Raw genomic sequence first — 25,980 nt, 5'->3', positions numbered from 1 at the left:
GGATGCCGCGCGTGCCGCGCGCGCTGAACGGGCTGCGCGTGCGGCTGGTCGTGGCCTTCACCCTCGTAGCCGTCGTCGCCACGGTGACCACCGGCGCCCTGACCTTCCGCGAGGCGCGCACCGGGGTCCTGCAGCAGAGCCAGGACACGGTGATCGAGGACTTCCGGCACCGCGTCAACACCCTGGTCCCCAACTACCGTTTCCCGCCCGACGAGGCGGACCTCCAGGTGTTCGCCGCCGACGTGTCGCGCGGCGGCCGGTCCCAGAACTGGCGGGTGCTGGTCGCCTACCGGCAGGCGAGCGCGACGTCCGAGACCGGCGACGCGTTCGGCGAACTGTCGCCGGAGATGCGCGAGTCCGTGCGCACCCGCCGGGCCACGGTGTTCCAGCGCGTCACGCGGGACGGCCACTCCGCACTGGTCGTCGGGATGCCCGTCACCTTCGCCGGCGACTACAGCACCGAACGGCCCGCCTCGGGACTCGAGGTCTACCTCACCGTGCCGCAACGCGAGGAGCAGGGCTACGTCGACGCGCTGGTCTCCGCCATCGAACGCGCCACCGTGCCCGCCCTGGCCCTGGCCGTCCTGATCGCGCTCCTGGCCGCGCGCGGTGTGCTGCGCCCCGTGCGAGCCCTGCGGCGGGCCACCCGCAGCATCGCCGAGGGCCGCCTCGACACCCGGCTCGCCGTCCAGGGCTCCGACGAACTCGCCGACCTGTCCCGCACCTTCAACGAGACGGCCGCCGCGCTGGAGAGGTCGGTGGCGGAACTGCGGCGCATGGAGGCCGGCGCGCGCCGTTTCGCCGCGGACGTCTCCCACGAACTGCGCACCCCGCTGGCGGCGATGTCGGCGGTCACGGACGTACTGGACGAGGACGCGGCCGGCCTGGACGAGGACACCGCGACGGCCGTGCGCCTCATCAGCGAGGAGACCACGAAGCTGGCCGGCCTGGTGGACGACCTGATGGAGATCTCCCGGTTCGACGCGGGCGCCGCCGCCCTGCACCTGGACGACATCGACCTCGCCGAGTCCGTACGGCGCACCCTCGCCGCCCGCGGCTGGCCGGACACCGTACGGACCACCCTGCCCGGACCGGGCGAGCTGCGCGGCCGGGTCGACCCGCGCCGCCTCGACGTCGTCGTCGCCAACCTCGTCGCCAACGCGCTGCGCCACGGCGCCCCGCCCGTCCGCCTGCGCCTGCGCGAGGAGCACGACCCCCGGACGGGCAGGCAGGCGGTCATCGAGGTCCACGACGGCGGGGACGGCATCCCCGACGACGTCCTGCCGCAGGTCTTCGACCGCTTCTACAAGTCGGACAGCGCCCGCGTCCGGAGCGAGGGCAGCGGCCTCGGCCTGGCCATCACCACGGAGAACGTACGCCTGCACGGCGGCACCGTCCGCGCGGCCAACCACCCGGACGGCGGCGCCGTCTTCACGGTCGTCCTCCCACTGCGACCGGAGAGCGCCGGGGACCGTACGACGCACACGCACGAGGAGGACCGGCCATGAACCCGCGACGCAGGCTCGCCCTCACCCTCCTGTGCGCGGCGCTGCTCCCGCTCTCCGCCTGCGGCATCCCCGCGACCGGTGTCGTGGAGGCGGGGGATCCCGCGACCGGTGTCCGGGACCCGGCCGACACCCCCACCCCGACACAGGCACCGCCCGAGGCCGTGCCCGCCGCCGCGGTTCCGCTCTACTTCGTGGCGGACGGCGACCTGGTGGCGGTGACGCGCACGGTGACCGGCGCGGCCGACCTTGGCAGCACCGTACTCATGCTGTTCAAGGGGCCGGACGGCGAGGAGCGGGAACGGGGGCTGACGACCGAACTGCCGCCGGCCGCCGAGGCGCCCACCGTCCGCGCAGACGGAGCGGCCGTCGTCGTCCAGCTGCCGAAGGGGACCGGGAGCCTCAGCGAGACGGCCGTCGACCAGCTGGCCTGCACGGTCGCCGTCGCCCGCCTGCGCCAGGACCCGGCCCTCGGCAGCGCGCAGGTGACCGTGGAACAGCCCGGCGGCCGGCTCGCCGGCCGGTCCAGCGACGACTGCCCGACCGGCGCGTCCGACGCGGCCGACAGAACGGAAGGCATCGGCGGCAGCACAGGCGGAAGCACCGCCGGAGGCTGACCGCACGCCCGAGCGCGCTCACAGGCAACCCGAAGGAACTCGTTCCCCTCCTCCTCCAACGAGGGCCGTCCGCACCGGTGGAGCCCCGAACCGAGGTATTGAGGAGCGGATTCTTGGTACGTGCTCGAAGGACGTGGGCCGCCGCGGCAGCGGCCCTGACCCTGCTGGGAGTGGCGCCCGCCGCCGCCCACGCCGCACCCCGACCGCCAGGCACCGTCGATGCCCCGGCGATCCCGATCGGCACCGCGGACCTCCCGCCCGGCTGGCGGGTCACCGGCGCGGGTGACGAGAGAGCCCTTCTGTGGCGCTCCCCGCGGAACGTCCCGCACGGCGACGCCCGGGTGGAGTTCCACGCCGACGGCCGCCTGCTCGGCGTACCGGAACCGGACGACGACGGCCGCACCTTCCGCTTACCGCTGCACGACACCGGACCGGCCGCCCTCGACGGGCTCACGGACCTCCAGGTCCTGGCCGCCGGCCGCCGCCTGGACGAGGCACCCGGCGCCCCGGTCCGCGAGCGCCGCCCCTCCCAGGCGCCCCCGGCGAAACTCCCGCCCCAGCTCCCCGCCGGCACCGTCGACCCGGGCAGGCCCGGCCGGTTCGCCACGACGACCGGCGACTACACGCTCGATCCCATACGGCTTCCCGACCTTTCCGCGCCGGTCGAGATGCGCGGCCTGGTCGTCGCGCCGAAGGGGGCGACCGGAAAGCGCCCGCTCGCGCTGTTCCTGCACGGCCGTCACGGCACCTGCTACGTCCCCGGCCGGGGCGAGGAGGCCGTCACGATCGACTGGCCCTGCGCCGACGGCGCCCGGCCCATCCCGAGTCACCGCGGCTACCTGGAGGACCAGAAGCTGCTCGCCTCCCAGGGCTACGTGACCGTCTCGGTCTCCGCAAACGGCATCAACGGCCAGGACGGCGACCTGGAGGACGGCGGCGCCCAGGCCCGCTCCTCGCTGGTGCGCTCGCACCTGGCCCGCTGGGCCGACTGGGCCGCCCACTCCGCCACGGCACCCCGGGCCGTACGCCGGGGCCCGAAGGCCGACCTGTCCCGCGTTCTGCTCGTCGGGCACTCGCGCGGCGGCGAGGGCGTCGACCGGGCCGCCATGGACAGTCTCTACCCGCCGCCCGCGAACCAGGACGGCGGCCCCGGACGCGCCCGCTGGAACATCCGCGGCACCGTACTCATCGGCCCCACCGCCTTCGGCCAGAACCCCGTCCCCGACGTGCCGTCACTGACGATCCTGCCGGGCTGCGACGGCGACGTCTCCGACCTCCAGGGGCAGTTGTACGTCGACGGCACCCGCGGCGTGAGCCGGGGCCGGGCGCTGCACAGCGCGGTCCACATCACGGGCGCGAACCACAACTACTTCAACAGCGAGTGGACGCCCGGCCAGGCCGAGGCGCCCGCCTCCGACGACTTCTGGGACGACCCCGAGGACCGCGACCCGGTCTGCTCGGTGGGCAGCCCCACCCGCCTCACCGCCGAGCAGCAGCACCGGGCCGGCGCCACCTACATCGCCGCCGCCGCACGGCTGTTCGTCGCCGGTGACGACCGGGTGCGCGAGCTGATCGACGGCACCGGCCGCCGGGCCCCCTCGGCCGACCCGGCACGGGTGCTGACGCACGCGGTCGGCGCCGGCCGAGGCGCCGGACTCCTGCCGGACGACGGGTTGGAGGTGACCGGCGCACGCCTGTGCTCCGCGGTCGACCCCGACCCGTCCGCGGCCTGCCTCGGCGAGGACGCCCGCGGCTCCTCACCCCACTTCGCGTACTGGCAGCCGGAACGCGAGGTCGGCCGCGGCGCCGTCGCCCTCGACTGGTCCGCACCGGGCACCCCGGCCCGGATCCGGCCCAAGGCGCCCGTCTCCCTCAAGGGCGCCCAGAGCCTCGCCCTGCGCGTCATCGTGCCGCCGGGCAGCACCGGCACCCGGCTCGACGTGTCCGTCACCGACGCCGACGGCAGGCGCGCCACCCTCGGCGGCGTCCGCGCCGACGGACTGCCGGGCAGCGACCGCACGGCCTCCTACTGGGCGCAGGAACTGCGGGTACCGCTCACCGCCGCCGCCCGCACCGGAATCGACCTGCGCCGGATCACCTCGCTGGAACTGACGCCCCGTTCGCGCTCCGGCAAGGCATGGCTGATGGACGCCTACGCCTGGCAGCCCGGCACCCCCCGGGTGCGGCCGGCCCCGCTGGCCCGTGTCGACGTCGGCCGGACGACGGTCAAGGAGGGCGACGACGGGGAGCGCACCTACCGCGTCCCGGTGCGTGTCTCCGGCAAGGGAGGCGGCACGGTCCGCACGTACGTCACCGATCCGGCGACCGGAGTGACCGAGCACCGGCTGGTGAACGTCCGTACCGGCGGCTCCGACATCGACGTGACGGTGAAGGTGGCGGGCAACAAGCGGTACGCCTGGGACACCTCGCACGACCTGCTGGTGAAGGCGGTCCGCGGATCGGTCGTCGGCTCCTACGCCGGCGGTGTCACCGTCGAGAACGACGACCCGATGCCGGAGATCGCCGTGAGCCCCGTCGCCGACGAGGTCACCGAGGGACAGCCGCTGCGCTGGCGCGTCACGCTGTCCGAGCCGGCCGACGTCCTCCTCGGCACCACGCTGCTGCCGGTGCCGGACGACGCCCGTCCCGAACTGTCCACCAAGGACGTCGACCCGGACTGGCTGCTGGAGAACGCCTGGGAGGTCCCCGACGGCGAGGTCCCGCTGTCCCGGCTGGAGTACTTCTCACTGTGGGCCCTGGTCCCGCCGGGGGAGACCGACGCCGAGGTGACGGTGCCCACGGTCCGTGACGAGGTCACCGAACCCGCCGAGCACATCGGGTGGCAGCCCACCGACGACGAAGGTGAGCCGCAGGGCCCGGTGCTGAACGGCACGGTGCTCGACGCCTCGTAGGCGACCCGGGCCGGCCCCGCACGCGGTTCCGGACCGTCCGGAGCCGCGTGCGGGTGGCGCAGCTCACGTGTGAGGGCACCGCCGAGCGCGCACGATGACGCCATGCCCGTTGACACCACCCTCACCGACCACGGCACGGCAGCCCTCCGCGGCGTGCGGATCGCCGACTTCTCCCGCGTCCTCGCCGGACCGTACGCGACGATGCTCCTCGCCGACCTGGGCGCCGAGGTCGTCAAGGTGGAACGGCCCGGCACCGGCGACGACACCCGCGCCTGGCGTCCGCCCGCCGACGCGTCCGGCACCTCCACCTACTTCCTGGCCGTCAACCGCAACAAACGGTCCGTCACCCTCGACCTCGCCACCGACAAGGGACGCGACCGGGCCCGCGAACTGATCGCCGGCTCGGACGTCGTGGTGGAGAACTTCCGCCCCGGCACCATGGAGAAGCTCGGCCTCGGCCACGAGGAACTGCGCGCCGCCGACCCGCGGCTCGTCTACTGCTCCGTCACCGGCTTCGGCACCGGAGCCGGCGCCGGGTTGCCCGGCTACGACCTGCTGGTGCAGGCCGTCGGCGGTCTGATGAGCGTCACCGGGGAACCGGACGGCGAACCCACCAAGACCGGCGTCGCCCTCGTCGACGTCATCACCGGGCTGCACGCCACCGTCGGCATCCTCGCCGCCCTGCGCCACCGGGAAAGCACCGGCGAGGGCCAGCTCGTCGAGGTCAGCCTGCTCGGCTCGCTGCTGTCGGCGATGGCCAACCAGGCCTCCGGCTACGTCGCGGCGGGCGTCGTACCGGGACGGCTCGGCAACGCCCACCCGAGCATCGCCCCGTACGAGACCTTCCACACCGCCGACCGGCCGATCGCCCTCGCGGTCGGCAACGACCGGCAGTTCGCCGCGCTGGCCGCGCTGCTCGACGCGCCGGAGCTCGCCGACGACGCGCGGTTTGGCACCAACCCCGACCGCGTGGCCCACCGGAGCGAACTCCGGCCGCTCCTCCAGGACCGGCTGCGCACCCGCGGCGCCGACCACTGGGCCGGCGTGCTGCCCGCGGCCGGAGTGCCGGCCGGCCCGGTCAACGCCCTCGACGAAGCCTTCGCCTACGCCGGACGGCTGGGCGTCGAGGCCGTCGTGGACGTCGGCGGTACCCGCCAGGTGGCCCATCCGATCCGTCTCGCGGCCACCCCGGCGCGCTACCGCCTCGCACCGCCTGAGCTGGGCGAACACACCGCCGAGGTCTTCCCGGACGACGAGGGCGCGAGCACCTGACGCCGGTCCCGGCGTGGCCGTACGACTGAGCCGGGGCCGCCTGGGTACCCTCCGCCGCATGGCGGTGGAGGAGAGGACGGAACCGCCGCGCCGGACACCGGCGCGGCAGCGGACAAACCGCACGGTCGGCCGGGCGCTGGCCCGGTGGGCGACCACGACCGATCACAAAGTGATCGGCAACCTCTACATGACGACGTCCTTCGGGTTCTTCCTCTTCGGCGGCGTCCTCGCCCTGCTGATGCGCAGCGAACTGGCCCGCCCCGGGCTCCAGCTGCTCACCACCCACCAGTACAACCAGCTCTTCACCGTGCACGGCACGATCATGATGCTGCTGTTCGCGACCCCGCTGTTCGCCGGGTTCGCCAACGCGGTCATGCCGTTGCAGATCGGCGCCCCGGACGTGGCCTTCCCCCGGCTCAACGCGCTCTCGTACTGGCTGTACCTGTTCGGCGGCCTGATGGTGGTGGCCGGGTTCCTGACACCCGGGGGAGCGGCCGCCTTCGGCTGGTTCGCCTACGCGCCGCTGAACAACGCGGTGTTCAGCCCCGGAGCGGGCGGCGACCTGTGGACCATGGGACTGGTGGTGACCGGCGTGTCCACCACGCTCGGCGCCGTCAACTTCATCACCACCATCCTGTGCCTGCGCGCCCCCGGCATGACCATGTTCCGGATGCCGATCTTCACCTGGAACGTGCTGTTCACGTCGATCCTGGTGCTGCCGGCCTTCCCCGTACTCACCGCCGCGCTGCTCGCGCTGGAGGCCGACCGGAAGTTCGGCGCGCACATCTTCGACGCGGCCAACGGCGGGGCGCTGCTGTGGCAGCACCTGTTCTGGTTCTTCGGCCACCCCGAGGTGTACATCGTCGCGCTGCCGTTCTTCGGCATCGTCTCCGAGATCATCCCGGTGTTCAGCCGCAAGCCGATCTTCGGCTACGTCAGCCTGGTCGGCGCCACCATCGCCATCACGATGCTGTCCGCGGTGGTGTGGGCCCACCACATGTTCGCCACCGGCGCGGTGCTGCTGCCGTTCTTCTCCCTGATGTCGTTCCTCATCGCGGTGCCGACGGGAGTGAAGTTCTTCAACTGGATCGGCACGATGATGCACGGCTCGCTGTCCTTCGAGACACCCATGCTGTGGTCGTTCGGGTTCCTGATGACGTTCCTGCTCGGCGGCATGAGCGGCGTCCTCATCGCCTCCCCGCCCCTGGACTTCCACCTGACGGACTCGTACTTCATCGTCGCCCACCTGCACTACGTGCTTTTCGGCACGGTCGTCTTCGCGATGTTCGCGGGCTTCTACTTCTGGTGGCCGAAGTTCACCGGCAGACTCCTCGACGAACGCCTCGGGAAGATCCACTTCTGGACGCTCTTCGTCGGCTTCCAGACCACCTTCCTCGTCCAGCACTGGCTCGGCCAGCAGGGCATGCCCCGCCGCTACGCCGACTACCTGGCCGCGGACGGCTTCACCGCGCTGAACACCATCAGCTCCATCGGCGCCTTCCTGCTCGGTCTGTCCACCCTGCCGTTTCTCTACAACGTGTGGCGCACCCGCCAGTACGGCGCGAAGGTGGAGCACGACGACCCCTGGGGCTACGGGCGTTCCCTCGAATGGGCCACCTCCTGCCCGCCCCCGCGGCACAACTTCACGTCGCTGCCCCGGGTCCGCTCCGAGTCCCCGGCATTCGACCTGCACCATCCGGCCATCACCCGACGCGACCAGCGGCACGAGCAGAGGAAGCAGTAGCAGAGTGAGGACCGAAGCCCGTCTGTTCACCGGCGTGGCGGCCTTCTTCGCCGTCACCGCCGCCGGCTACGGCTGGTTCTCCCACGAGCCGGCCGGCACCGCGGCACTGACCGTCGCCTTCCTGATGGCCTCGCTCGTCGCGTTCTTCCTGCGCGTGCAGTACCGCAGGAAGGGCCTGCGTGCCCAGGACCGCGGTGACGCGGAGGTCCTGGACACCGCGGGCCCGCTCGACTTCTTCCCGCCGCACAGCCCCTGGCCCATCACCACCGCCCTGGGCGCCGTCGTCGTCGCGCTCGGCATCGTCTACGGACTGTGGCTCGCCCTCATCGGCTTCGGCATCCTCACCCTCGCCGTCCTCGGCCTCGTCCTCCAGTACGCCGGCCGGGACGCTCAGCGCTCCAGCTCACCGGGCGAGGAAGGCGACTCCTCCGGGCCCGCCTCCTCCACGTCGACCCGGTCGCCGTAGTACCACTCGCTGAGCGTCGCCCGCAGCCGCCCCACGTGCGGTGCCTCGTCGTCGGACGGAGCCGGCGCCAGCGGCTCCGGCTCCCGCCGCGACCGCAGCACGTGCCGCTCCTCGGTGCCGAGGGGCGCGTGGGTCTCGACGTAGCCCCCCGCGAGCGTCTGCCGCAACTGCCCCGTCTCCGCGCCCTCGTCCAGCCGCTCGCGCTCCCGCTCCTGCAGCGCCAGGCAGACCCGTTTGGTCACCATGAACGCGACCGGCGGCAGCAGCACCAGGGAGATCCGGAACACCCAGGTCAGCAGGTTGATCGAGACGTCGAAGACATGGGCGATGATGTCGTTGCCGCCGGCCAGGAGGAGCACCGCGTAGAAGCAGATCGCGGCGACGCCCAGCCCGGTCCGCACGGGCTTGTCCCGGGGCCGGTCGCACAGATGGTGCTCCTGGTGGTCGCCCGTCACCCAGCGCTCGAAGAACGGGTACGCGTACAGCACCGCGAACAGGGCGCCCGGCAGCACCACCGCGGGCACCAGGACGTTCCACATGACGGTGTGGCCCCAGACCTCCGTCTCGAACGGCGGCATCAGCCGCAGCGACCCCTCCAGGAAGCCGACGTACCAGTCCGGCTGCGAGCCGAAGGACACCACGTCGGGCCGGTAGGGGCCGTACGCCCAGATGGGGTTGATCTGCGCCACCGCCCCGAGCACCGTCAGGACGCCGAAGACCATGAAGAACAGGCCCGTGGAGTTCGTCACGAACTGCGGGAACATCGGCTTGCCGACCGCGTTGCGATTGGTCCGGCCCGGCCCCGCCCACTGGGTGTGCTTGAGGTAGAACACCAGGATCAGATGGAGCGTCACCAGCGCCAGCAGCACACCGGGGACGAGCAGGATGTGCAGTGAGTACAGCCGCGACACGATGTCGTCGCCGGGATACTCGCCGCCGAACACGAACATGCTGATGTACGTGCCCACCACCGGGATCGACAGCATGATGCCCTGCGCGATGCGCAGCCCCGTCCCGGACAGCAGGTCGTCGGGGAGCGAGTAGCCGGCGAAGCCCTCGACGAGCGCCAGCAGGAAGAGCGTCACGCCGATCAGCCAGTTGACCTCACGCGGCCGGCGGAACGCCCCGGTGAAGAAGACCCGCAGCAGATGCACTCCGATGGCCGACAGGAACACCAGTGCCGCCCAGTGGTGCGTCTGCCGGATCAGCAGCCCGCCGCGCACGTCGAAACTGATGTCCACCGTCGAGCGGTACGCCTCCGACATGCTCAGCCCGAGCAGCGGCTCGTACGACCCGTCGTAGACGACCTCCGTCATCGACGGCTTGAAGAACAGGGTCAGCCAGACACCGGTCAGCAGCAGCACGACGAAGCTGTACAGGGCGATCTCGCCCAGGAGGAAGGACCAGTGCTCCGGGAAGGCCTTCCGCAGCAGCCCCCCGCCCTGAGAGACGGGGAGCCGTCCGTCGGCCCAGTGGACGGTGCGTTCGGCCGCGTTGCGGGCCCGCGCGCCGGCGCGGGCCCTTCTCCTCTTCAACAGCACGGCGCATGAGTTCCCCGGCGCCCGTGCCGGAAACTACGCCGACGGCGCGTACGGCCTACGTACGGTCACCCTTCGGCTTGCCCCGCTGGTCCGGCGTACCGTGCGGCGGCGGGGAGAACGGCTGCGGCGAGGTCGCTGGCGACACGGGGGACCCCGTGCGGCCCTGCCCCTGCTCCGGACGTACCGCTCCAGGGTCGCCGGAGGACGGCTGCGCACCGGACCGCAGCTGCTCCAGCCGGGCCGTCAGCAGCTCCGTGGCGTGGAGCCGGTCGGCGTGCGACCGTTCGTACGCCAGCAGCTCCTCCACCTCCTCCGCGCCCAGCGACCGGATCCGGCTCTCCAGACCGCCGATCGGCAGGTGGTCGTAGTCGGGCAACGGCAGGGTGTTGCGAGCGGGGTCGGCCATGGTTCTCACTTCCCTCTGTACGGCTTCCTTGGGGGTCAGCGTCCGCCCGGCCCGCCGCTGCCGAACGAACCGCTGCTGCCCTCGTCCCAGCGGGGCCGCTCCTGCCCGGGGGCGGAGCGGCTGCCCTGGTGACCGAGGTCGTGCGGCAGCGTCCGGTCGTCGCTGCGGGGCATCTCGTCGGGCTCCCGCCGCTCACGCACCTCGCGGACGGGCCCCTCGTCGGGCATGCGGGGCTGCTCCTCCGGGGTCGGCGGCGGCGACTCCTTGCGCTTCTGACGACTGCCGAAGGCGAACGCCCCGATCAGCAGGGCCACGACCACGACGGCTGCGACACCGATGCCGATGCCGATGCCGCCACCGGCGGCCAGGTCCATCCATGCGTTCGTCATGGAGCGCGGGTACCCCCGGTCCACGTCACCAACCTGCTCAGCTCGACCGGGCGGACCGCGTCCGCGAACGGTTGGCCTTCCGGATCGCCGCGAGCAGATCAGCCTTCGACATCCGCGACCGGCCCTCCACCCCGAGCTCCTTGGCGACGCCGTACAGGTGCTCCTTGGAGGCCTTCTCGTCGACGCCCTCACCACTGCGCCCGCCCTGTCCGCGGGGCCGCCCGGACTGCGGGTCGGAGGGGCCCTTGCGGCCGCCCTCCTTGCGCTGCCAGTGATCGCCGACCTTCTCGAACTTGTGCTTGAGCGCCCCGTACGCCACCCGGTGAGCGCGCTCGCCCTCGCCGTACTCCTCCACCGCCGAGTCGTGCGCCTTGATCCAGGTCCGCTGGGCCTCCTGGGGGGAGCGTTCCAGTGTCGACGGCAGTTCCTGTCGTCCCGGCATGTCCTGCACCTCCGCAAGTCGTGGACGTTCTCGCTGTCACCAGCGTCGGGAGGGTGCACGGGTGCCCGCCGGGCCACCCGGATAACGGGCCGGAACCCTTGGCAGCACAGGGCCCGGCGGTTTGCCGCCCTCCGCAGCGGCAACCCGCGCGGTGTGACATCGACGACGACTTCCCAGCAGGAACTGTTCCGCTTCCTCGAGGACCGCTTCGCCTGCGCACAGGCCTGCACCGAGTGCGCGCGGGCCTGCGCCCTGCGGGCGAGCCTCGTGGACCCGGACGGGACCGAGAACCAGGAGCTCGTACGACGCAAGGGCATCATGTGCGCGGAGGTCTGCGATGCGACCTGCCGGGTGCTGTCCGAACAGAACCAGGTGGACGAGGCCGCCATCCGCGTCCAGCTGGAGTGGTGCCGGCAGGTGTGCCTGGAGAGCGCCCACGTCTTCGACGCCCACCCGGGCGCCGAGGAGAGCGCCGAGGCCTGTCGCGCCTGCGCGCGCGCCTGCGGAGAGTTCCTCGCCACCCTGCGCTGACCCCTCAGTGCTCTGGGGCCGCCTCGCGCGGGGCGTTAGCCTGCCGGTATGAAGGCCACGCGGGCAGGCGATCCAGCGGGCGGAGACCCGGGGCTGTTCGGTCCCGGCTCGGTGACCTGGCAGGCGCACGGCGACCCGATGATGTGGATCGCCGGCATTCGCGCCCTGTACCTCCAGGCCCTGCACCCCCGCGCCGTGCGCGGCGTCATGCAGAACAGCGACTTCCGCCGCGACGCCTGGGGCCGCCTGATGCGGACCGCGGGCTTCGTCGGCACCACGACGTACGGCACCACGGAGGCCGCCGAGCGGGCCGGGGCACGCGTACGGAAGATCCACCGCATGCTCGGCGCGACCGACCCCGACACGGGGGAGCGCTACGGCGTCGACGAACCCGCGCTGCTGCTGTGGGTGCACTGCGCCGAGATCGGCTCCTACCTGCACGTCCTGCGGCGCTCCGGCTTCCCGCTCACCGACGCCCACGCCGACCGCTACCTCGCCGAACACCGGCACAGCGCCCGCCTCGTCGGCCTCGACCCCGGCGCCGTGCCCGCGAACCGCGCCGAGCTGGCCGCCTACTTCGCGCGGGTGCGGCCCGAGCTGGCCGCCGGGGACGAGGCACACGAGGTGGACGACTTCCTGCGCCGCCCGCCGACGCACCCGCTCCTGGTCCCCGCACGCGCACTGCTGTGGCGCCGGGTGGCACAACTGGCGTACGACTCCCTACCGCCGTACGCGCACGAGCTCTACGGCAGACCGGCCCCCGATCCCGCCACCGTCACCCGGCGGCTGCGCGCCACGGGCACCGCGCTGCGCACGGTCCCCGCACGTCTGCGGTGGCAGCTGCCGCCCAAACATATTCTGCGCGCCGTGGCACGGCTCGGACCGGCCGCGCGCCCGGCGCCATACAAACTCGGACCATAAACCGCCATACTGGACCCGCCAGGGGAGGGCGCAGCTGACGGGACACAGAACTACGGGGGCGGGCGTAGTGATGGGGGACAGCACGCTGATCCAGGGCCGGTACCGGCTGCTGGAGCGAATCGGGCGCGGCGGCATGGGCGAGGTGTGGCGGGCGCGGGACGAGTCGCTGGGGCGGCGCGTCGCCGTCAAGTGCCTCAAGCCGCTGGGCGCGCAGCACGACCACGCCTTCACCCGCGTCCTGCGGGAGAGGTTCCGGCGCGAGGCCAGGGTGGCCGCCGCGCTCCAGCACCGCGGGGTGACCGTCGTGCACGACTTCGGGGAGAGCGACGGTGTGCTCTTCCTGGTCATGGAGCTGCTGGAGGGGCGCGACCTGAGCCGGCTGCTGGAGGACAACAAGCACCATCCGCTGCCGGTCGCCGACGTCGAAGACATCGCCGAACAGGTCGCCGCCGCGCTCGCGTACACCCACGAGCAGGGCATCGTGCACCGCGACCTGAAGCCCGCGAACATCGTGCGGCTCGCCGACGGCACCGTGAAGATCTGCGACTTCGGCATCGCCCGGCTCGGCCACGACGTCGGGTTCACCGCCCGGCTGACCGGCACGGGCATCGCGATGGGCACCCCGCACTACATGTCGCCGGAGCAGATCGGCGGCGACGAGGTGGACCGGCGCAGCGACCTGTACTCGCTGGGCTGCGTGCTCTACGAGATCGCCACGGGGGTGCCGCCGTTCGACCTCGACGACGCCTGGGCGATACTCGTCGGACACCGCGACACCGAGCCGGAGCCCCCACGCACCCACCGCGCCGAGCTGCCCGCCTACCTGGACCGGATCATCCTGGACCTGCTGGCCAAGCGGCCGGATCAGCGACCGGACGACGCCCGGGAACTGGGCCGCCGGATCACGGCCGGCCGGACCTCACCGGCGTACGCACCGGCCGTGCCGGCGCCCCGGACGCGGACGCCGCAGCCGGTCGGCGGGGGCGGCCGGGCCGCGCTGCCGTCCTGGACCGACGGCATGACCACCGGCCACAAGGCGACCGCCACCGGCCTGCGCACCACGCCCCCGGACTCCGCCTCCGGCCTCTCCGCCGACTGGACCCCCCGCCCCGCGGACGCCGGGACCACCACACCCGACCCCGGCGTCCGTCCCGACCCGGCGCCCGAGGCGGCCGCCGCGCTCGCCGGGCGGCACAACGCGGGCCTGAGCCTCGGACGGCTCGGCCGCTGGGAGGAGGCGGGCGAGCTCCACCGCGCGGTGGCCCGGGAACGCGAGCGCCTGCTCGGCCCCGACCACCCCGACACGCTCGCCAGCCGCTACGAGATCGCCTTCGCCCTCAGCCGCACCGGCCACCCCGCCGACGCGCTGCGCGCGTACAAACGCGTCGCCGAGGCCCGCATCCGGGTGCTGGGCGCCGACCACGCCGACACGCTCGCCGTCCGCCAGGAGATGGCCTACACCCTCGGCCGGCTGGGCCGGCACGCCGATGCCCACCAGGTCTACGCGTCGGTCCTCGCCGCCCGCGAGCGCGTCATGGGACCCGACCATCCCGACACGCTGCGCTGCCGGCACAATCTGGCCTTCAACCTCGGCCGGCTGGGCCGCCCCGAGGACGCCCACCGGATGGCCCGCGAGGTGGCCGCCGCACGCGCCCGGGTGCTCGGCCCCGACCACCCCGACACCCTGGTCACCCGCTACGAGGTGGCCTACGAACTCGGACGGCTGGGCCGCTGGCAGGAGGCCCTCACCACCTACCGGGAGGTCGCCGGGGCCCGCGAGCGGGCACTCGGTCCGGACCACCCCGACACCCTCGCCGCGCGCTACGAGATCGGCATCAGCCTCGGGCGCCTCGGCCGCAGCGCCGAAGCGCTGGCCCTGTACGAGGGGCTGATCGACGACCGGACCCGCGCCCAGGGCCCCGACCACCCCGAGACCCTGCGCGCCCGCCACGGCCTGGGCGTCAACCTCGGCCGCCTCGGCCGCTGGGAGGAGGCGCTGGCAGAGTCCCGCGAAGTGTGCGCGATCCGCGCCCGCGCCCTCGGCCCGGACCACCCGGACACCCTCGTCAGCCGCCGCGAGACAGCCGTCGCCCTCGGCTGGCTGGGCCGCTGGTCCGCCGCCCTCACCGAGTACCGGGAGGTCGCCACCGCCCGCGAACGCGTCCTGGGCCCCGACCACCCCGACACCCTCGCCGGCCGCGACGACGAGGCCCACTGCCTCGAACAACTCGGCCGCGCGGCCGAGGCCGTGGAGCTGTACCGCAGGGTGGCGGTGCTGCGCAGGTCGGGAGCGGGCCGGGCCGGCACAGCGCACGCCGCTCGTTTCTGAGACGGGCGCCTTCGCCGGCTCCCTCGTGGCCGTACCTCTGGCCGCCCGTCGCCGCCCCGTGTTACCAAGAGCCATGACGCCGCCCGCACAGCCCCTCGCATCCCGCACCTACGACGCCGTGGTCGTCGGCGGTGGGCACAACGGCCTGGTCGCCGCCGCCTATCTGGCCCGCGCCGGGCGCTCCGTGCTGGTGCTGGAGCGGCTGGACCACACCGGTGGGGCGGCCGTGTCCACGCGGCCGTTCGCCGGGGTCGACGCGAGGCTGTCGCGCTACTCGTACCTGGTCAGTCTGCTGCCCAGGAAGATCGTGCGGGACCTGGACCTGGACTTCCGGGTGCGCGGGCGCACCGTCTCCTCGTACACGCCCGTGGAGCGCGACGGCCGGCCCACCGGGCTCCTCGTCGGCGGCGGCGAGCGGCGGACCCGGGAGTCGTTCGCCCGGCTCACCGGCTCGGAGCGGGAGTACGCGGCCTGGCAGCGCTTCTACGGCATGACCGGGCACGTCGCCCAGCGGATCTTCCCCACCCTCACCGAACCGCTGCCCTCCCGGGACGAACTGCGCCGCAGGGTCGACGACGAGAGGGCCTGGCGGGCCCTGTTCGAGGAGCCGATCGGTGTCGCGATCGAGGAGCACTTCGCGGACGACCTGGTGCGCGGAGTGGCCCTCACCGACGCCCTGATCGGCACCTTCGCCGACGCCCACGACCCCACCCTGGCCCAGAACCGCTGCTTCCTCTACCACGTGATCGGCGGCGGCACCGGAGCCTGGGACGTGCCGGTCGGCGGCATGGGCGCCCTCACCGACGCCCTGGCCGACGCGGCACGCGCGGCGGGCGCCGTCCTCGCCACCGGGCACGAGGCGGTGCGCGTCGACACCGACGGACGGGCCGCCGAGGTCACCTACCGTTCGGCCGACGGCGAGGGCGTCGCCGCCGCCCGCAACGTCCTGGTCAACGCCTCCCCGCGGGAGCTGGCCGCGCTCACCGGGCAGGCACCGCCGCCGCCCGCCGAGGGCGCCCAGCTCAAGGTGAACATGCTGCTGACCCGCCTCCCGGCCCTGCGCGACCCCGCGGCCGACCCGCGCGAGGCGTTCGCCGGGACCTTCCACGTCGCCGAGGGCTACGAGCAGCTAACCACCGCGTACGCCGGCGCCGCGGCCGGCGAGCCGCCCGCCGCCCCGCCCTCCGAGATCTACTGCCACTCCCTGACCGACCCCACCATCCTCGGCCCGGACCTCGCCGCCGAGGGCATGCACACCCTCACCCTGTTCGGCCTGCACACCCCCGCCCGCCTGTTCGCGCGGGACAACGACGCCGTCCGCGACGAACTGCTGAAGTCGGCCCTCGCCCAGCTCGACGCCCACCTGGCCGAACCCCTCGCGGACTGCCTGGCGACCGACGCCGACGGGCGGCCCTGCGTCGAGGCCAGGTCGCCGCTGGACCTGGAGCGCGACCTGCGCCTGCCCGGCGGCCACATCTTCCACCAGGAACTGTCCTGGCCCCACGCCCAGGACGGCACCGGCCGCTGGGGCGTGGCGACCGGGCAGCCGAACGTCCTGCTGTGCGGCGCGGGCGCGGTACGCGGCGGCGGGGTCAGCGGGGTGCCGGGGCACAACGCGGCGATGGCGGTGCTGGAGCGGACGCCGAACTGACGGGCGCATGCGCCGCACCGAGCTGGGTACCGCGACATAACGGAAATTCCGTACACGTGACCCGCACGGCAAGGAGCCCGTCATGGCCGACCTCAGCCCCATCGACCTGCAGAAGGCCCTCAGCGGCATGGACTACCCGGCGGACAAGAAGTCCCTCGTCGACTGCGCCCGCAAGAACAAGGCCGACGACAAGGTCGTGAGCCGTCTCGACGGCCTGAAGGAGAACAGCTTCGACGGCCCCAACGAGGTGCAGAAGGCCGTCTTCAACGGCTAGCCCGTACCCTCAGTCGGCCGACGCCGTCCACCCCACCGCCTCGATCCGCGCCGCGTCCGCCGGGCGCGCGTCGTGGAACAGGACGTCGCCCGCCGCCTCGGCGCGCAGCCCGTCGACGTACGCCCCGCGGCCCACGTACAGCCGGTCGGTCGAGTACCGCCAGCGCAGCGTGAGGCCGCGGGCGGCCGGGAGGGCGGCGGTCAGCCGGTGCCAGACGCGACCCGACCAGCCGGTGACCGAACCCGCCGGGTGCTCCCGCGGCTCCTCGCCGCGGCGCGTGGTCGTGAACGGCACGGGCGTCCACGTGGCGCCGCCGTCGGTGGTGGCCTCCAGGACCAGGGCGTCCGACCCGGGCTCGGTGTCCCACCACAGGGAGCAGCGCAGCCCTGCCCCGCCGCCCGACGTGTCCAGCGCGGGCAGCGTCAGCGTGGCGGTCGTGGACCCCGCCGTCCCGGAGAACCAGGCCGTACGCCCGTGCGCGGGCCGGACCGGCACGGCCCGCGCCATGTGGGTGCCGGCCGCGACCCGGGGCGCCGACCCCGAGCGCCAGCCGCGCACCGGGTGCACCGAGTTGCCCAGCACGACCAGGAACGAGTCGGTGGTCGGGTCCAGCACCAGCGAGGTACCGGTGAAGCCGGTGTGCCCGGCCGTGCGCGGGGTGGCCATCGCGCCCATGTACCAGTGCTGGTAGAGCTCGAAGCCCAGGCCGTGCTCGTCGCCGGGGAAGTCGGTGTTGAAGTCGGTGAACATCAGCTCCACCGACTCCGGGCGCAGGATGCGCGCCCGGCCGTAGGAACCGCCGTTGAGCAGCGCCCGGCCGAGGACCGCGAGGTCCCAGGCACAGGAGAACACCCCAGCGTGCCCGGCGACACCGCTGAGGCTGAAGGCGTTCTCGTCGTGCACCTCCCCCCACACCAGTCCCCGGTCCAGGCCGGACCAGGGCTTGCGGGCGTCCTCGGTGGCCGCGATCCGCGGTCTCCAGGAGGCGGGCGGGTTGTAGCGGGTGTGGTCCATGCCGAGCGGGGCGGTGATCTCGTCGCGCAGCAGGACGTCCAGGGTGCGGCCGGTGACCTCCTCCAGCACCAGCTGGAGGGAGATCATGTTCAGGTCGGAGTACAGGTACGCCGTCCCGGGCGGACTGACCGGCGCCTCGTCGTAGACGAGCCGCACCTTCTCCTCGTACGTGGGCGCGCTGTACAGCGGGATCCACGCACGGAAGCCCGAGGTGTGGGTGAGGAGCTGGCGGACCGTCACGTCCTGTTTCCCGGACCGCCCGAAGCCCGGCAGGTACGAGGCGACCGGCGCCTCCAGCTCCAGCGCACCGCGCTCCAGCTGCTGCACGGCGAGGATCGAGGTGAACAGCTTGGAGATCGACGCGAGGTCGAACACCGTGTCCCGGGCCATCGGGATCTGCTCCCCGGCCGGGAACTCGACACCGGTGTCGGTCGTCTCGTCGTAGGCCCGGTAGCGCACCGCCATCCCGATCGGCTCGTGCAGCGCCACCGTCCCGCCCCGCCCGGCGAGCAGCACGGCGCCCGCGTACCAGGGATGCTCGGGGGAGGGGCCGAGGAACATCTCGGCGTCGGTGACGAGTTGGCGAAGATGCCCGGCGAGCAGTCCGGCGCGCCCGGCGGAGCCGCGCCGCAGAGTGGGGCGGCGGCCCCGGTCCGCGACGGCCTCGGCCGGTCCGGCCGCGAACGGGGCGATGGCCAGGGCACCGCCCAGGGCCAGGGCGCCGGCGCCCAGTTGACGCCGAGTGAATCCGTTCGTCGCCTGTCCGGCCATCGAAGAGCCTCCCGCCACCGAAGCTGAAAGTATCTTTCGTGGATCGCCGTGCGGGGTGAAACTTTCCTGTCAGAGGCGGGTCGTGTCAATGGGGCGTGCGGAGTTGACGGGCCGTCGGACCCGCCCGGCAGACTGCCGGACGGGTCGCGGGCCGGTGCGGCTCAGCGTTCGCGCACCCGGACGACGCGCAGGTCCGGCGACGACCAGATGTCGCGCTCGCAGAACCGGGACGTCACCCACCGCTCGCCGGAGAACAGCCGGGTCTGGTCGGCGTGGTGCGGCGATGCGGGGTTGGACGACTGGGAGTAGGTCAGCAGCGTACGGGCCACCGGGCAGCGGCTCCCGTCCCAGCCCACGGCCTGGATGTAACTGGAGCCGGTGGTCACCTCCGTGTAGCCGCCGCCGGCCGGGTCCCACACCGGCTCGATCTTGTTCCAGACGCCCAGCGACTCCGTGCCCCCGCCCACGGCGATGCGCTTGCCGTTCCGCACCACGAACTGGTGCTCACCGAGGCGCGAGTCGAGCGGGATGCCCGCCGCCCGCAGTTCGCCGACCGCGTCCGCGAGGGCGGTGGCGAAGCCCGGCACGCCGGTGTTCAGCGTGTGCGGGGTGCCGACCGGGTCCGAGGGCGAGAACGGCACCTTCCACAGCTGTCCGGCGGGCACCGTCTTGGTGAGCGCCCGCCAGAACCGGTCGAAGAGCAGCGCGCCCCTGCTGCCGGTGTCGACCGTGCGGTCCCAGTCCGCGAGCACCTCACAGGCCTCCCGCACGTCCACGGACCTGCCGTCGGTGTCCGTCGCGGTACCGCCGGGCAGCTCGGCGCAGGCCCGCGCCGCGTCGTCGGCGGCCAGGTCACCGGCCGGTACCCGGTTGGCGAACTGCTGCCGTTGCAGGTCCGCCACGGTCAGTCCGCCCCGGTCGGCCATCGCCGCCACGTCCTCGATCGCGCCCCGGGTGCGCATCGACCGCTGGGTGCCGACATCGCCGAAGACCCGCTCGTAGCCGGTCAGCGGCCGGTCCGCGTTGGCCAGCCAGGCGCTGTTGTTGGAGTTCTCCGCGTACGGCGCGTCCCTCAGCGTCGGCATCCGTGAGGGGCCGAAGATCCCGGGCTGTACGGCGTCCCGGTCCCGGCCCAACGCGCACTCGCCCCGCGAGCCGTCCAGCACCGCGAGTCCCGAGGACGGGTAGGTCACCTTGCCGAGCGCCGTCGAGCAGCGTTCGGCCAGCTCGTCGGTGATGCGGGGGAGCACCTGCGACTGGGTGAACAGCGTGTGGCCGCGCGAGTCGGCCGCGATGGTGTTCACCCACGGCAGGCCCTGCGTGCGGCGCAGGGAGTCCAGCACGTCGTCCGTGCCCCGGGCCCGGCTGAAGCCGAGCGCGGTGTCGGCGGCGCGCAGGTTGGCGGCGTTCGGGTCGTTCAGCGCGTACGCCGTGGCCGACGTCCAGGGCAGCGGCAGCGAGGCGCCGAGCGAGGTCACCACCGGGCCGTACCGGGTCCACCACTGGGTCTTCGTCACCGGGGCACCGTTGCGCACCGGGACGGTGACGGACCGTTTCGTCATCCGTTCGCGGCGGCCGTCGACCAGGTACACCGTCGGGTCGGCCGGATCCAGCTTCAGCTGGTGGAGGTTGAGGGTGACGCCGGTGGCGACCGTGTGGCTCCAGGCGACGTGCGCGTTGTGGCCTATGGAGATCGTGGCGGAGCCGAGCAGGGAGCCGCCCGCCACGTTCAGCCGTCCGGGGATCGTCTGCTGCGACTGCCAGAAGCGGCGCCCGCCGTGCCACGGGTAGTGCGGGTTGCCGAGCAGCAGCCCGCGCCCGTTCGCCGTCGTGCGTCCGCTGAAGGCGACGGCGTTGGAGCCCATGTCGGCGTCGTCGGAGGCGAAGAGTTCCCGGGCGGCGTCCGCGATCGCGTCGGCGCCGGGTTCCGGTGCGGGGGCCGTGCTGTCACCCGGCGGCCGCGCGGCGGTGATGCCGTCCACGGCACGGCCCTGTCCGCCGAGCACGGAGAGGGCGAAGCCGCGCACGGCCACGTCCAGGGCGGTGACCGGCCGCACCCAGGCGGCGTCCCGGCACGCCGGGTCGGTGATCCGGTTCTGCTCCAGCCAGGCGTTGTAACCCGCCGCGAAGCCCCGCATCAGCTCCTTCGACTCCCGGCTGGGACCGCGCGGCGCCGGCTCGGCGAGCAGCTTCTCCACGGTGCCGGCCCGGCGTACGCCCTGGAAGTACAGGTCGCTGGAGAGGTTCGTGCCGGCCGAGGAGAGCGAGCGGTCCGACACCGCGTCGGCGCCGAAGAAGCGGGAGCGCTCGCCGCGCACGGTCACGAAGCCGTCGGCGAGCGTGCACACCTGGTCCGCGGCCTGCGCCCAGCCCGTGCCGAAGCCGAGGTTCGCATAGTCCTTGGCGACGATGTGCGGAATGCCGTACTCGGTGTAGCGGATGACGGCGGACAGCCCGCCGTGGGACGGACGTTCGTGCCGCCCGCGGGCGGGTCCGTCGGCGGCGGCCGCGGGCAGCGCGGTCGCCGCGGTCAGCAGCGCGGCGGCCACGGCGACGAGCCGTCTGGAGCGTATGCGCATCGTGCCTCCCTGCGTCTTCGGGGGAAGGAGCGGCTGAGCGTACCAGTCGGTATGTGCACGTGTCAGTTGCATGACACAGGGCGTCGCAGCGGGGATTCCCGTACCGCGCACACGACTTGACCCGCCCCGCCGACCGGCCGAGGATCGGGCCATGACGCTGACGCCCGGACACGGCAGCACGGTCGACGGGGTGCTGCGGCGCAGTGCCCGGCGCACTCCGGCCCGCGTCGCGGTGGAGTACCGCGACCGCACCTGGACGTACGACGCACTCGACACCGCGGTCTCCCGCGCGGCGAGCGTCCTGCTGGAGCAGGGACTGTCCCCTGGCGACCGCGTCGGCGCCTACGGGCACAACTCCGACGCCTACCTGATCGCCTTCCTGGCCTGCGCCCGCTCGGGCCTGGTGCACGTCCCGGTCAACCAGAACCTGACCGGCGACGACCTCGCCTACATCGTCGGCCAGTCCGGCAGCACACTCGTCCTCACCGACCCGGACCTGGCCGCCCGGCTCCCCGAGGGCGTGCGCACCCTGCCCCTGCGCGACGCCGACGGCTCACTCCTCGCCCGGCTGCCCGGGACACCCCCGTACGACGGACCCGAGCCGGGCGCCGAGGACCTGGTGCAACTGCTCTACACCTCGGGCACCACCGCCCTGCCCAAGGGCGCGATGATGACCCACCGGGCGCTGGTGCACGAGTACCTGAGCGCCATCACCGCCCTCGACCTCCGAGCCGGCGACCGCCCCGTGCACGCCCTGCCGCTCTACCACTCGGCGCAGATGCACGTCTTCCTGCTGCCCTACCTCGCCGTCGGCGCCACCAACACCGTCCTCGACGCACCCGACGGCGACCGCCTCTTCGACCTGATCGAAGCCGGCCGCGCCGACAGCCTCTTCGCACCGCCCACGGTGTGGATCGGCCTCGCGAACCGTGCCGACTTCGCCACCCGCGACCTCGGAAGCCTGCGCAAGGCCTACTACGGCGCGTCGATCATGCCGGTCCCCGTCCTGGAGCGACTGCGCGCACGCCTCCCGCACCTCGCCTTCTACAACTGCTTCGGCCAGAGCGAGATCGGCCCCCTCGCCACCGTCCTCGGCCCGGACGAGCACGAGGGCCGGATGGACTCCTGCGGCCGGCCCGTCCTGTTCGTCGACGCGCGGATCGCCGACGAGGACGGCAAGGACGTCCCCGACGGCACGCCCGGCGAAGTCGTCTACCGCTCCCCGCAGCTGTGCCAGGGCTACTGGGACAAACCCGAGGAGACCGAAGCCGCCTTCCGCGACGGCTGGTTCCGCTCCGGCGACCTCGCCGTCCGGGACACGGAGGGCTACTTCACGATCGTCGACCGGGTCAAGGACGTCATCAACTCCGGCGGCGTGCTGGTCGCCTCCCGCCAGGTCGAGGACGCCCTCTACACCCACGAGGCGGTCGCCGAGGCCGCCGTGATCGGCCTGCCCGACGAACGGTGGATCGAGGCGGTCACCGCGGTCGTCGTCGTGCGCGGCGAGGTGACCGAGGACGAACTGATCGCCCACGCCCGCGAGAGACTCGCCCCGTTCAAGGCACCCAAGCGGGTGCGCTTCGTGGACGCGCTGCCGCGCAACGCCAGCGGGAAGATCCTGAAGCGGGAGCTGCGGGACCGGTTCACCGGGTCCTGACCCTTCGAAAGGCTTCCCACGTGGCCTGTCGGCGGTCCGGGGCGATCGCTAGGCTGACCGCGGACGACGACACCGGGAGGAGCACGGACGTGGCCGAGAGCACCACCCACCAGCGCCCGCTCATGGGCTGGGACAAGCCGGAACTGGATCTCAGCAACGCGCAGTGGCAGTCCAGCAGCCGAGGCAGGGGGGATGTCCAGATCGCCTTCGTCGAGGGGTTCATCGCCATGCGCAACAGCGGCAGCCCGGAAAGCCCCTCCCTGATCTTCACGCCCGCGGAATGGGGCGCGTTCGTGTCAGGGGCGCGGGACGGGGAGTTCGACCTCACCTGAGCCGCCGGGCTGGGCCGACCGGCCGAACGGGGGTGTCCCGTCCGTCCCCCGGGGGAAGTCGGTCTTCCGGAGGTGAGGCACCCATGAGCACCCTGCCGGTCATCGCGGCGGTCGACGGATCGGACGACAGCCTGCGCGCCCTGGACTGGGCGCTGGAGGCCGCACACCGGCGCGAGGCACCCCTGCGGGTGGTGCACGTACGCCAGTACGCCGTCTGGGCCCAGACCGACGTCCTGGTCGCGGGCCCCCCGGACACCGGCGACGACCCCGTGCTCGACCAGGCCCGCGCCCACCTGGAGGGACGGGCCTACGCGGTCTCCACGGAGTACGTCGGCATGGAGGGCGTTCCGGGCGCCGCGCTGCCCGAACTGGGAGCCGACGCCCAACTGCTCGCGCTCGGCTCCCGGGGCCGCGGCGGCTTCGCCAGCCTGCTGCTCGGCTCCAACGGGATGGCCGCGGCCCGCGACGCCGACTGCCCCGTCGTCGTGGTGCCGCGCCCCGGGCGCGAGGCCCACGGCGAGGCGCCGGACGAGCCCGGCCCCCGCGTGGTCGTCGGCCTGCACGTGGACAGCCCCGACGACGCCACCCTGTCCTTCGCCTTCACCGAGGCGGCCCTGCTCGGCGCCCGGCTCCAGGTGGTCGCCGCCTACCCGTGGCCGGTGCAGACCTGGGCCGCGGCGGGCCAGATCATGCCCCCGGTGATCGACGAGGTCTCGATCGAGAGCGAGACCCGGGTGCTCGCCGACGGCTTCCTCGCCCCCTACCGGGAACGCCACCCCGACGTCCGGGCCGAGGCGCACGTCGTGCCCGGCGACGCCGCCGGCCACCTCGTCGCCGCCTCCCGCGACGCCGCCCTGGTCGTCGTCGGCCGCCACCGCCGGCGCCTGCTGGCCCCCGCCCGCATGATGGGTTCGGTCACCCACGCCGTCCTGCTGCACGCGGTGTCCCCGATCGCGGTCGTGCCCCCGGCTCCGCCGGACGAGGGCTGAGACGGGCGGGGGCGCGAATCAGCGAGGGACTGACGGTCCGAGCGGGACGGGGCCGGACGGGCCGCCGTCGGTTCAGTGCCTCGCCGCGCGCGTGGACGCCGCCCGCCTCCCGCATGGCAGCCGGGCGCGCCGTGGCCGCGCCTTCGGTGGGAGCGAGGGCGGGTTGCTGGTGCCCGCCGTGGTGTGGTCGGTGGTGCCCGCGCAGGTGGAGTGTGTCGGATTGCCTCGGGTCGGGCTTGTCCTGTTGTGGGCTGCCCCCGCGGGGTGGGGTCCCGCGCCCGCCGTGGTCCGGTCGGCGGGGCCCGCAGGCGGGGTGCGCCGGACCGCCCCGGGCCGGGCCCGTCCTGTTGCGGCCGTACGCCGAGAGCCGGGCGTATCCGATCGTTGGCCGGGACGCGGCCGGCGGGGCTCGCGTCATGAGGCCGGACGCATCCTGGCCGACGGGGCACGAGCCGTGCCTATCATCGGCCCCATGCAGGACACGACCAGCACGGACACCCGGATCGCCCTCGACCTCGCGCTGACCGTCCGGCACGACGGACACGGCGGGGGCGCCGACGACCTGGCCGACGTCGCCGGGCTCGGCGCGTGGGTCCGCGCCCACCCCGGCACCGTGCCGGACGCCGAGCGGTACCGCGCCGACGAGCCGGCCCTGGCCGCCGTCCGCGCGGTGCGCGCCGCGGCCCGTGCCCTCTTCGCCCGCGCCGTGCGCCCCGGTGAACCGAGCCCCGCGGACGCCGCCCGGCTGCTGCCCGTCCCCGAAGCCCTGCGCTGCCTGAACCAGGCGGCCGCGCGTACCCCCACCGTCCCCGTGCTGGACTGGGTGGAGACCGGCCCCGCCGAACCGGTGCTGAGCAGGGAGGCCGTCGGCGACCGGCCGGACGACCTCGCCGCGCTGCTCGCCCATGCCGTGATCGGCTTCCTCGCCGGTCCGGACCGGCAACGGCTGCGGGCCTGCCACGCACCGCGCTGCGTGCGCTACTTCCTCAAGGAGCACCCACGCCAGGAATGGTGCAAGCCGTCCTGCGGCAACCGCGCCCGCGTGGCCCGCCACCACGAACGGCAGAAGCGGACCGCGTAGCCCGGACGGGCACCCGCCCGCACGCCGTTCGAAGGGCGCGGCCACGTACCATGGCGGCATGTCGTTCCTCCGCCGCCGCAGCGCCACGCCCGCCGGGCCCGACTTCGACGTACTGGCCATGGACCCGGGCGACTGGCCCGGCAATCTGGGCGCCGGCCTGCTGCCCGCGCCCGACGGCAGCTGCCAGGGCGTCTTCCTGCGCTACGACCTGTTCGGCGGCCGCGGTCCCGCGATGATCATCGGCAACCTGCCGGAGGGCTCCCCGGCCCGCGAGGTCCCCGAGGGCGAGATTCCGTTCGAGGTGGCCCAGCTGCTGCTGGCGCTGGAGAACGACGAGGAGGTCACGGTCGCCGGCGCCGAGGACGTCCCGGTGATGCAGGGCGACAACCTGCTCATCGTGCGCCGCCTCAAGCTCTCCGAGAGCCGGATCTCCTGCGTGCAGTTCGACCGCAGCGACGGCGTCCTGGTGACCATCGCCGCCTGGGACCGCCCCATCACCGACGACCTGTACGCCCTGCTGAAGCCGCTCCCGGCGGAACTTTTCCAGCAGGGCTGAC

Annotated in this window: 22 protein-coding genes; 16 read left to right on the top strand and 6 right to left on the bottom strand. The window is 73.6% G+C overall.

The genetic code is table 11. The annotated features are described in order from the left end of the window. The first annotated feature begins 11 nt into the window (after nt 1-11). The 6 genes from KUM03_RS17620 (at nt 12) to KUM03_RS17595 (ending at nt 8,516) form a co-directional block, all read left to right on the top strand. Complete coding sequence (locus KUM03_RS17620; protein ID WP_374225334.1) at nt 12-1,508, top strand: sensor histidine kinase; 1,497 nt, start codon at nt 12-14, stop codon at nt 1,506-1,508. Then, nucleotides 1,505-2,122: a hypothetical protein gene (locus tag KUM03_RS17615; RefSeq protein WP_217249836.1), complete on the top strand. Its 618-nt coding sequence runs from the start codon at nt 1,505-1,507 to the stop codon at nt 2,120-2,122. The genes KUM03_RS17620 and KUM03_RS17615 overlap by 4 nt, the downstream gene beginning before the upstream one ends. 113 nt (nt 2,123-2,235) lie before the next feature. Next, on the top strand, nt 2,236-5,034 hold the full coding sequence (locus KUM03_RS17610; protein WP_217249834.1) for a hypothetical protein: 2,799 nt from the start codon (nt 2,236-2,238) through the stop codon (nt 5,032-5,034). A gap of 102 nt (nt 5,035-5,136) precedes the next feature. Then, nucleotides 5,137-6,306, top strand: a complete 1,170-nt coding sequence (locus KUM03_RS17605; protein WP_217249832.1) for a CaiB/BaiF CoA-transferase family protein — start codon at nt 5,137-5,139, stop codon at nt 6,304-6,306. 13 nt (nt 6,307-6,319) lie between these two features. Then, the gene (gene ctaD / locus KUM03_RS17600) at nt 6,320-8,050 is read left to right on the top strand and encodes a cytochrome c oxidase subunit I (protein WP_217249826.1); all 1,731 of its coding nucleotides are present in this window, start codon (nt 6,320-6,322) and stop codon (nt 8,048-8,050) included. Nucleotides 8,051-8,054: 4 nt separating this feature from the next. Beyond that, the gene (locus KUM03_RS17595; RefSeq protein ID WP_217249824.1) at nt 8,055-8,516 is read left to right on the top strand and encodes a cytochrome c oxidase subunit 4; all 462 of its coding nucleotides are present in this window, start codon (nt 8,055-8,057) and stop codon (nt 8,514-8,516) included. Here the strand turns inward: KUM03_RS17595 and KUM03_RS17590 are convergent. Genes KUM03_RS17590 through KUM03_RS17575 form a run of 4 tightly spaced genes read right to left on the bottom strand, consistent with a single transcriptional unit; the run spans nt 8,441 to nt 11,294 of the window. Further along, nucleotides 8,441-10,057, bottom strand: coding sequence for a ubiquinol-cytochrome c reductase cytochrome b subunit (locus tag KUM03_RS17590; RefSeq protein WP_217249822.1), 1,617 nt, complete (start codon nt 10,055-10,057; stop codon nt 8,441-8,443). The genes KUM03_RS17595 and KUM03_RS17590 overlap by 76 nt on opposite strands. Nucleotides 10,058-10,112: 55 nt before the next feature. Further along, nucleotides 10,113-10,463 (bottom strand): hypothetical protein, encoded by a 351-nt coding sequence (locus KUM03_RS17585; RefSeq protein WP_217249821.1) that lies wholly within the window; start codon nt 10,461-10,463, stop codon nt 10,113-10,115. 35 nt (nt 10,464-10,498) lie between these two features. Further along, nucleotides 10,499-10,852, bottom strand: a complete 354-nt coding sequence (locus tag KUM03_RS17580; RefSeq protein ID WP_217249819.1) for a DUF6479 family protein — start codon at nt 10,850-10,852, stop codon at nt 10,499-10,501. 37 nt (nt 10,853-10,889) lie between these two features. Beyond that, complete coding sequence (locus tag KUM03_RS17575) at nt 10,890-11,294, bottom strand: ChaB family protein (protein ID WP_217249816.1); 405 nt, start codon at nt 11,292-11,294, stop codon at nt 10,890-10,892. Nucleotides 11,295-11,447: 153 nt separating this feature from the next. Between KUM03_RS17575 and KUM03_RS17570 the strand changes: the two genes are divergently transcribed. The 5 genes from KUM03_RS17570 (at nt 11,448) to KUM03_RS17550 (ending at nt 17,000) form a co-directional block, all read left to right on the top strand. Further along, entirely contained in the window at nt 11,448-11,825 is a 378-nt protein-coding gene (locus KUM03_RS17570) for a four-helix bundle copper-binding protein (protein WP_073732046.1), read from the top strand. 48 nt (nt 11,826-11,873) lie between these two features. Next, nucleotides 11,874-12,746, top strand: coding sequence for an oxygenase MpaB family protein (locus KUM03_RS17565; protein WP_217249814.1), 873 nt, complete (start codon nt 11,874-11,876; stop codon nt 12,744-12,746). 70 nt (nt 12,747-12,816) lie between these two features. Beyond that, nucleotides 12,817-15,075, top strand: coding sequence for a serine/threonine-protein kinase (locus KUM03_RS17560; RefSeq protein ID WP_217249812.1), 2,259 nt, complete (start codon nt 12,817-12,819; stop codon nt 15,073-15,075). Nucleotides 15,076-15,148: 73 nt separating this feature from the next. Beyond that, entirely contained in the window at nt 15,149-16,726 is a 1,578-nt protein-coding gene (locus KUM03_RS17555; RefSeq protein ID WP_217249810.1) for an NAD(P)/FAD-dependent oxidoreductase, read from the top strand. Between the two features lie 82 nt (nt 16,727-16,808). Further along, on the top strand, nt 16,809-17,000 hold the full coding sequence (locus KUM03_RS17550) for a DUF2795 domain-containing protein (RefSeq protein ID WP_055420399.1): 192 nt from the start codon (nt 16,809-16,811) through the stop codon (nt 16,998-17,000). A 9-nt stretch (nt 17,001-17,009) separates the two neighbouring features. Here KUM03_RS17550 and KUM03_RS17545 read toward each other — a convergent pair whose 3' ends face one another. Further along, a complete protein-coding gene (locus tag KUM03_RS17545; RefSeq protein WP_217249801.1) occupies nt 17,010-18,785 on the bottom strand; it encodes a serine hydrolase domain-containing protein in 1,776 nt (591 codons plus the stop codon). Nucleotides 18,786-18,946: 161 nt separating this feature from the next. Beyond that, a complete protein-coding gene (locus tag KUM03_RS17540) occupies nt 18,947-21,364 on the bottom strand; it encodes a penicillin acylase family protein (RefSeq protein ID WP_217249799.1) in 2,418 nt (805 codons plus the stop codon). A gap of 151 nt (nt 21,365-21,515) precedes the next feature. Between KUM03_RS17540 and KUM03_RS17535 the strand changes: the two genes are divergently transcribed. The 5 genes from KUM03_RS17535 (at nt 21,516) to KUM03_RS17515 (ending at nt 25,979) form a co-directional block, all read left to right on the top strand. Further along, nucleotides 21,516-23,021, top strand: coding sequence for an acyl-CoA synthetase (locus tag KUM03_RS17535; RefSeq protein WP_217249791.1), 1,506 nt, complete (start codon nt 21,516-21,518; stop codon nt 23,019-23,021). 89 nt (nt 23,022-23,110) lie between these two features. Next, nucleotides 23,111-23,353 carry a DUF397 domain-containing protein gene (locus tag KUM03_RS17530; protein ID WP_073732137.1) on the top strand — a complete coding sequence of 81 codons (243 nt, stop codon included), beginning with the start codon at nt 23,111-23,113 and terminating at the stop codon, nt 23,351-23,353. Between the two features lie 83 nt (nt 23,354-23,436). After that, the gene (locus tag KUM03_RS17525; RefSeq protein ID WP_217249789.1) at nt 23,437-24,342 is read left to right on the top strand and encodes a universal stress protein; all 906 of its coding nucleotides are present in this window, start codon (nt 23,437-23,439) and stop codon (nt 24,340-24,342) included. Nucleotides 24,343-24,814: 472 nt separating this feature from the next. Continuing rightward, a complete protein-coding gene (locus KUM03_RS17520; RefSeq protein WP_217249785.1) occupies nt 24,815-25,423 on the top strand; it encodes an ABATE domain-containing protein in 609 nt (202 codons plus the stop codon). Between the two features lie 58 nt (nt 25,424-25,481). After that, nucleotides 25,482-25,979, top strand: a complete 498-nt coding sequence (locus tag KUM03_RS17515; RefSeq protein ID WP_031021076.1) for a hypothetical protein — start codon at nt 25,482-25,484, stop codon at nt 25,977-25,979. Nucleotide 25,980: the final 1 nt, after the last annotated feature.

It is taken from the genome of Streptomyces sp. AC602_WCS936 (assembly GCF_019049125.1).
GTDB lineage: Bacteria > Actinomycetota > Actinomycetes > Streptomycetales > Streptomycetaceae > Streptomyces.
This window is presented reverse-complemented; position numbering and strand designations above follow the sequence as displayed.

Excerpts from the sequence above, each read along its gene's own strand:
- KUM03_RS17605 (WP_217249832.1), top strand. The coding sequence starts at position 5,137 with ATGCCCGTTGACACCACCCTCACCGACCACGGCACGGCAGCCCTCCGC.
- KUM03_RS17560 (WP_217249812.1), top strand. The coding sequence starts at position 12,817 with ATGGGGGACAGCACGCTGATCCAGGGCCGGTACCGGCTGCTGGAGCGA.
- KUM03_RS17515 (WP_031021076.1), top strand. The coding sequence starts at position 25,482 with ATGTCGTTCCTCCGCCGCCGCAGCGCCACGCCCGCCGGGCCCGACTTC.
- KUM03_RS17555 (WP_217249810.1), top strand. The coding sequence starts at position 15,149 with ATGACGCCGCCCGCACAGCCCCTCGCATCCCGCACCTACGACGCCGTG.
- KUM03_RS17540 (WP_217249799.1), bottom strand. The coding sequence starts at position 21,364 with ATGCGCATACGCTCCAGACGGCTCGTCGCCGTGGCCGCCGCGCTGCTG.
- KUM03_RS17585 (WP_217249821.1), bottom strand. The coding sequence starts at position 10,463 with ATGGCCGACCCCGCTCGCAACACCCTGCCGTTGCCCGACTACGACCAC.
- KUM03_RS17535 (WP_217249791.1), top strand. The coding sequence starts at position 21,516 with ATGACGCTGACGCCCGGACACGGCAGCACGGTCGACGGGGTGCTGCGG.
- KUM03_RS17575 (WP_217249816.1), bottom strand. The coding sequence starts at position 11,294 with ATGCCGGGACGACAGGAACTGCCGTCGACACTGGAACGCTCCCCCCAG.
- KUM03_RS17545 (WP_217249801.1), bottom strand. The coding sequence starts at position 18,785 with ATGGCCGGACAGGCGACGAACGGATTCACTCGGCGTCAACTGGGCGCC.
- KUM03_RS17520 (WP_217249785.1), top strand. The coding sequence starts at position 24,815 with ATGCAGGACACGACCAGCACGGACACCCGGATCGCCCTCGACCTCGCG.
- KUM03_RS17565 (WP_217249814.1), top strand. The coding sequence starts at position 11,874 with ATGAAGGCCACGCGGGCAGGCGATCCAGCGGGCGGAGACCCGGGGCTG.
- KUM03_RS17550 (WP_055420399.1), top strand. The coding sequence starts at position 16,809 with ATGGCCGACCTCAGCCCCATCGACCTGCAGAAGGCCCTCAGCGGCATG.
- KUM03_RS17525 (WP_217249789.1), top strand. The coding sequence starts at position 23,437 with ATGAGCACCCTGCCGGTCATCGCGGCGGTCGACGGATCGGACGACAGC.
- KUM03_RS17580 (WP_217249819.1), bottom strand. The coding sequence starts at position 10,852 with ATGACGAACGCATGGATGGACCTGGCCGCCGGTGGCGGCATCGGCATC.
- KUM03_RS17615 (WP_217249836.1), top strand. The coding sequence starts at position 1,505 with ATGAACCCGCGACGCAGGCTCGCCCTCACCCTCCTGTGCGCGGCGCTG.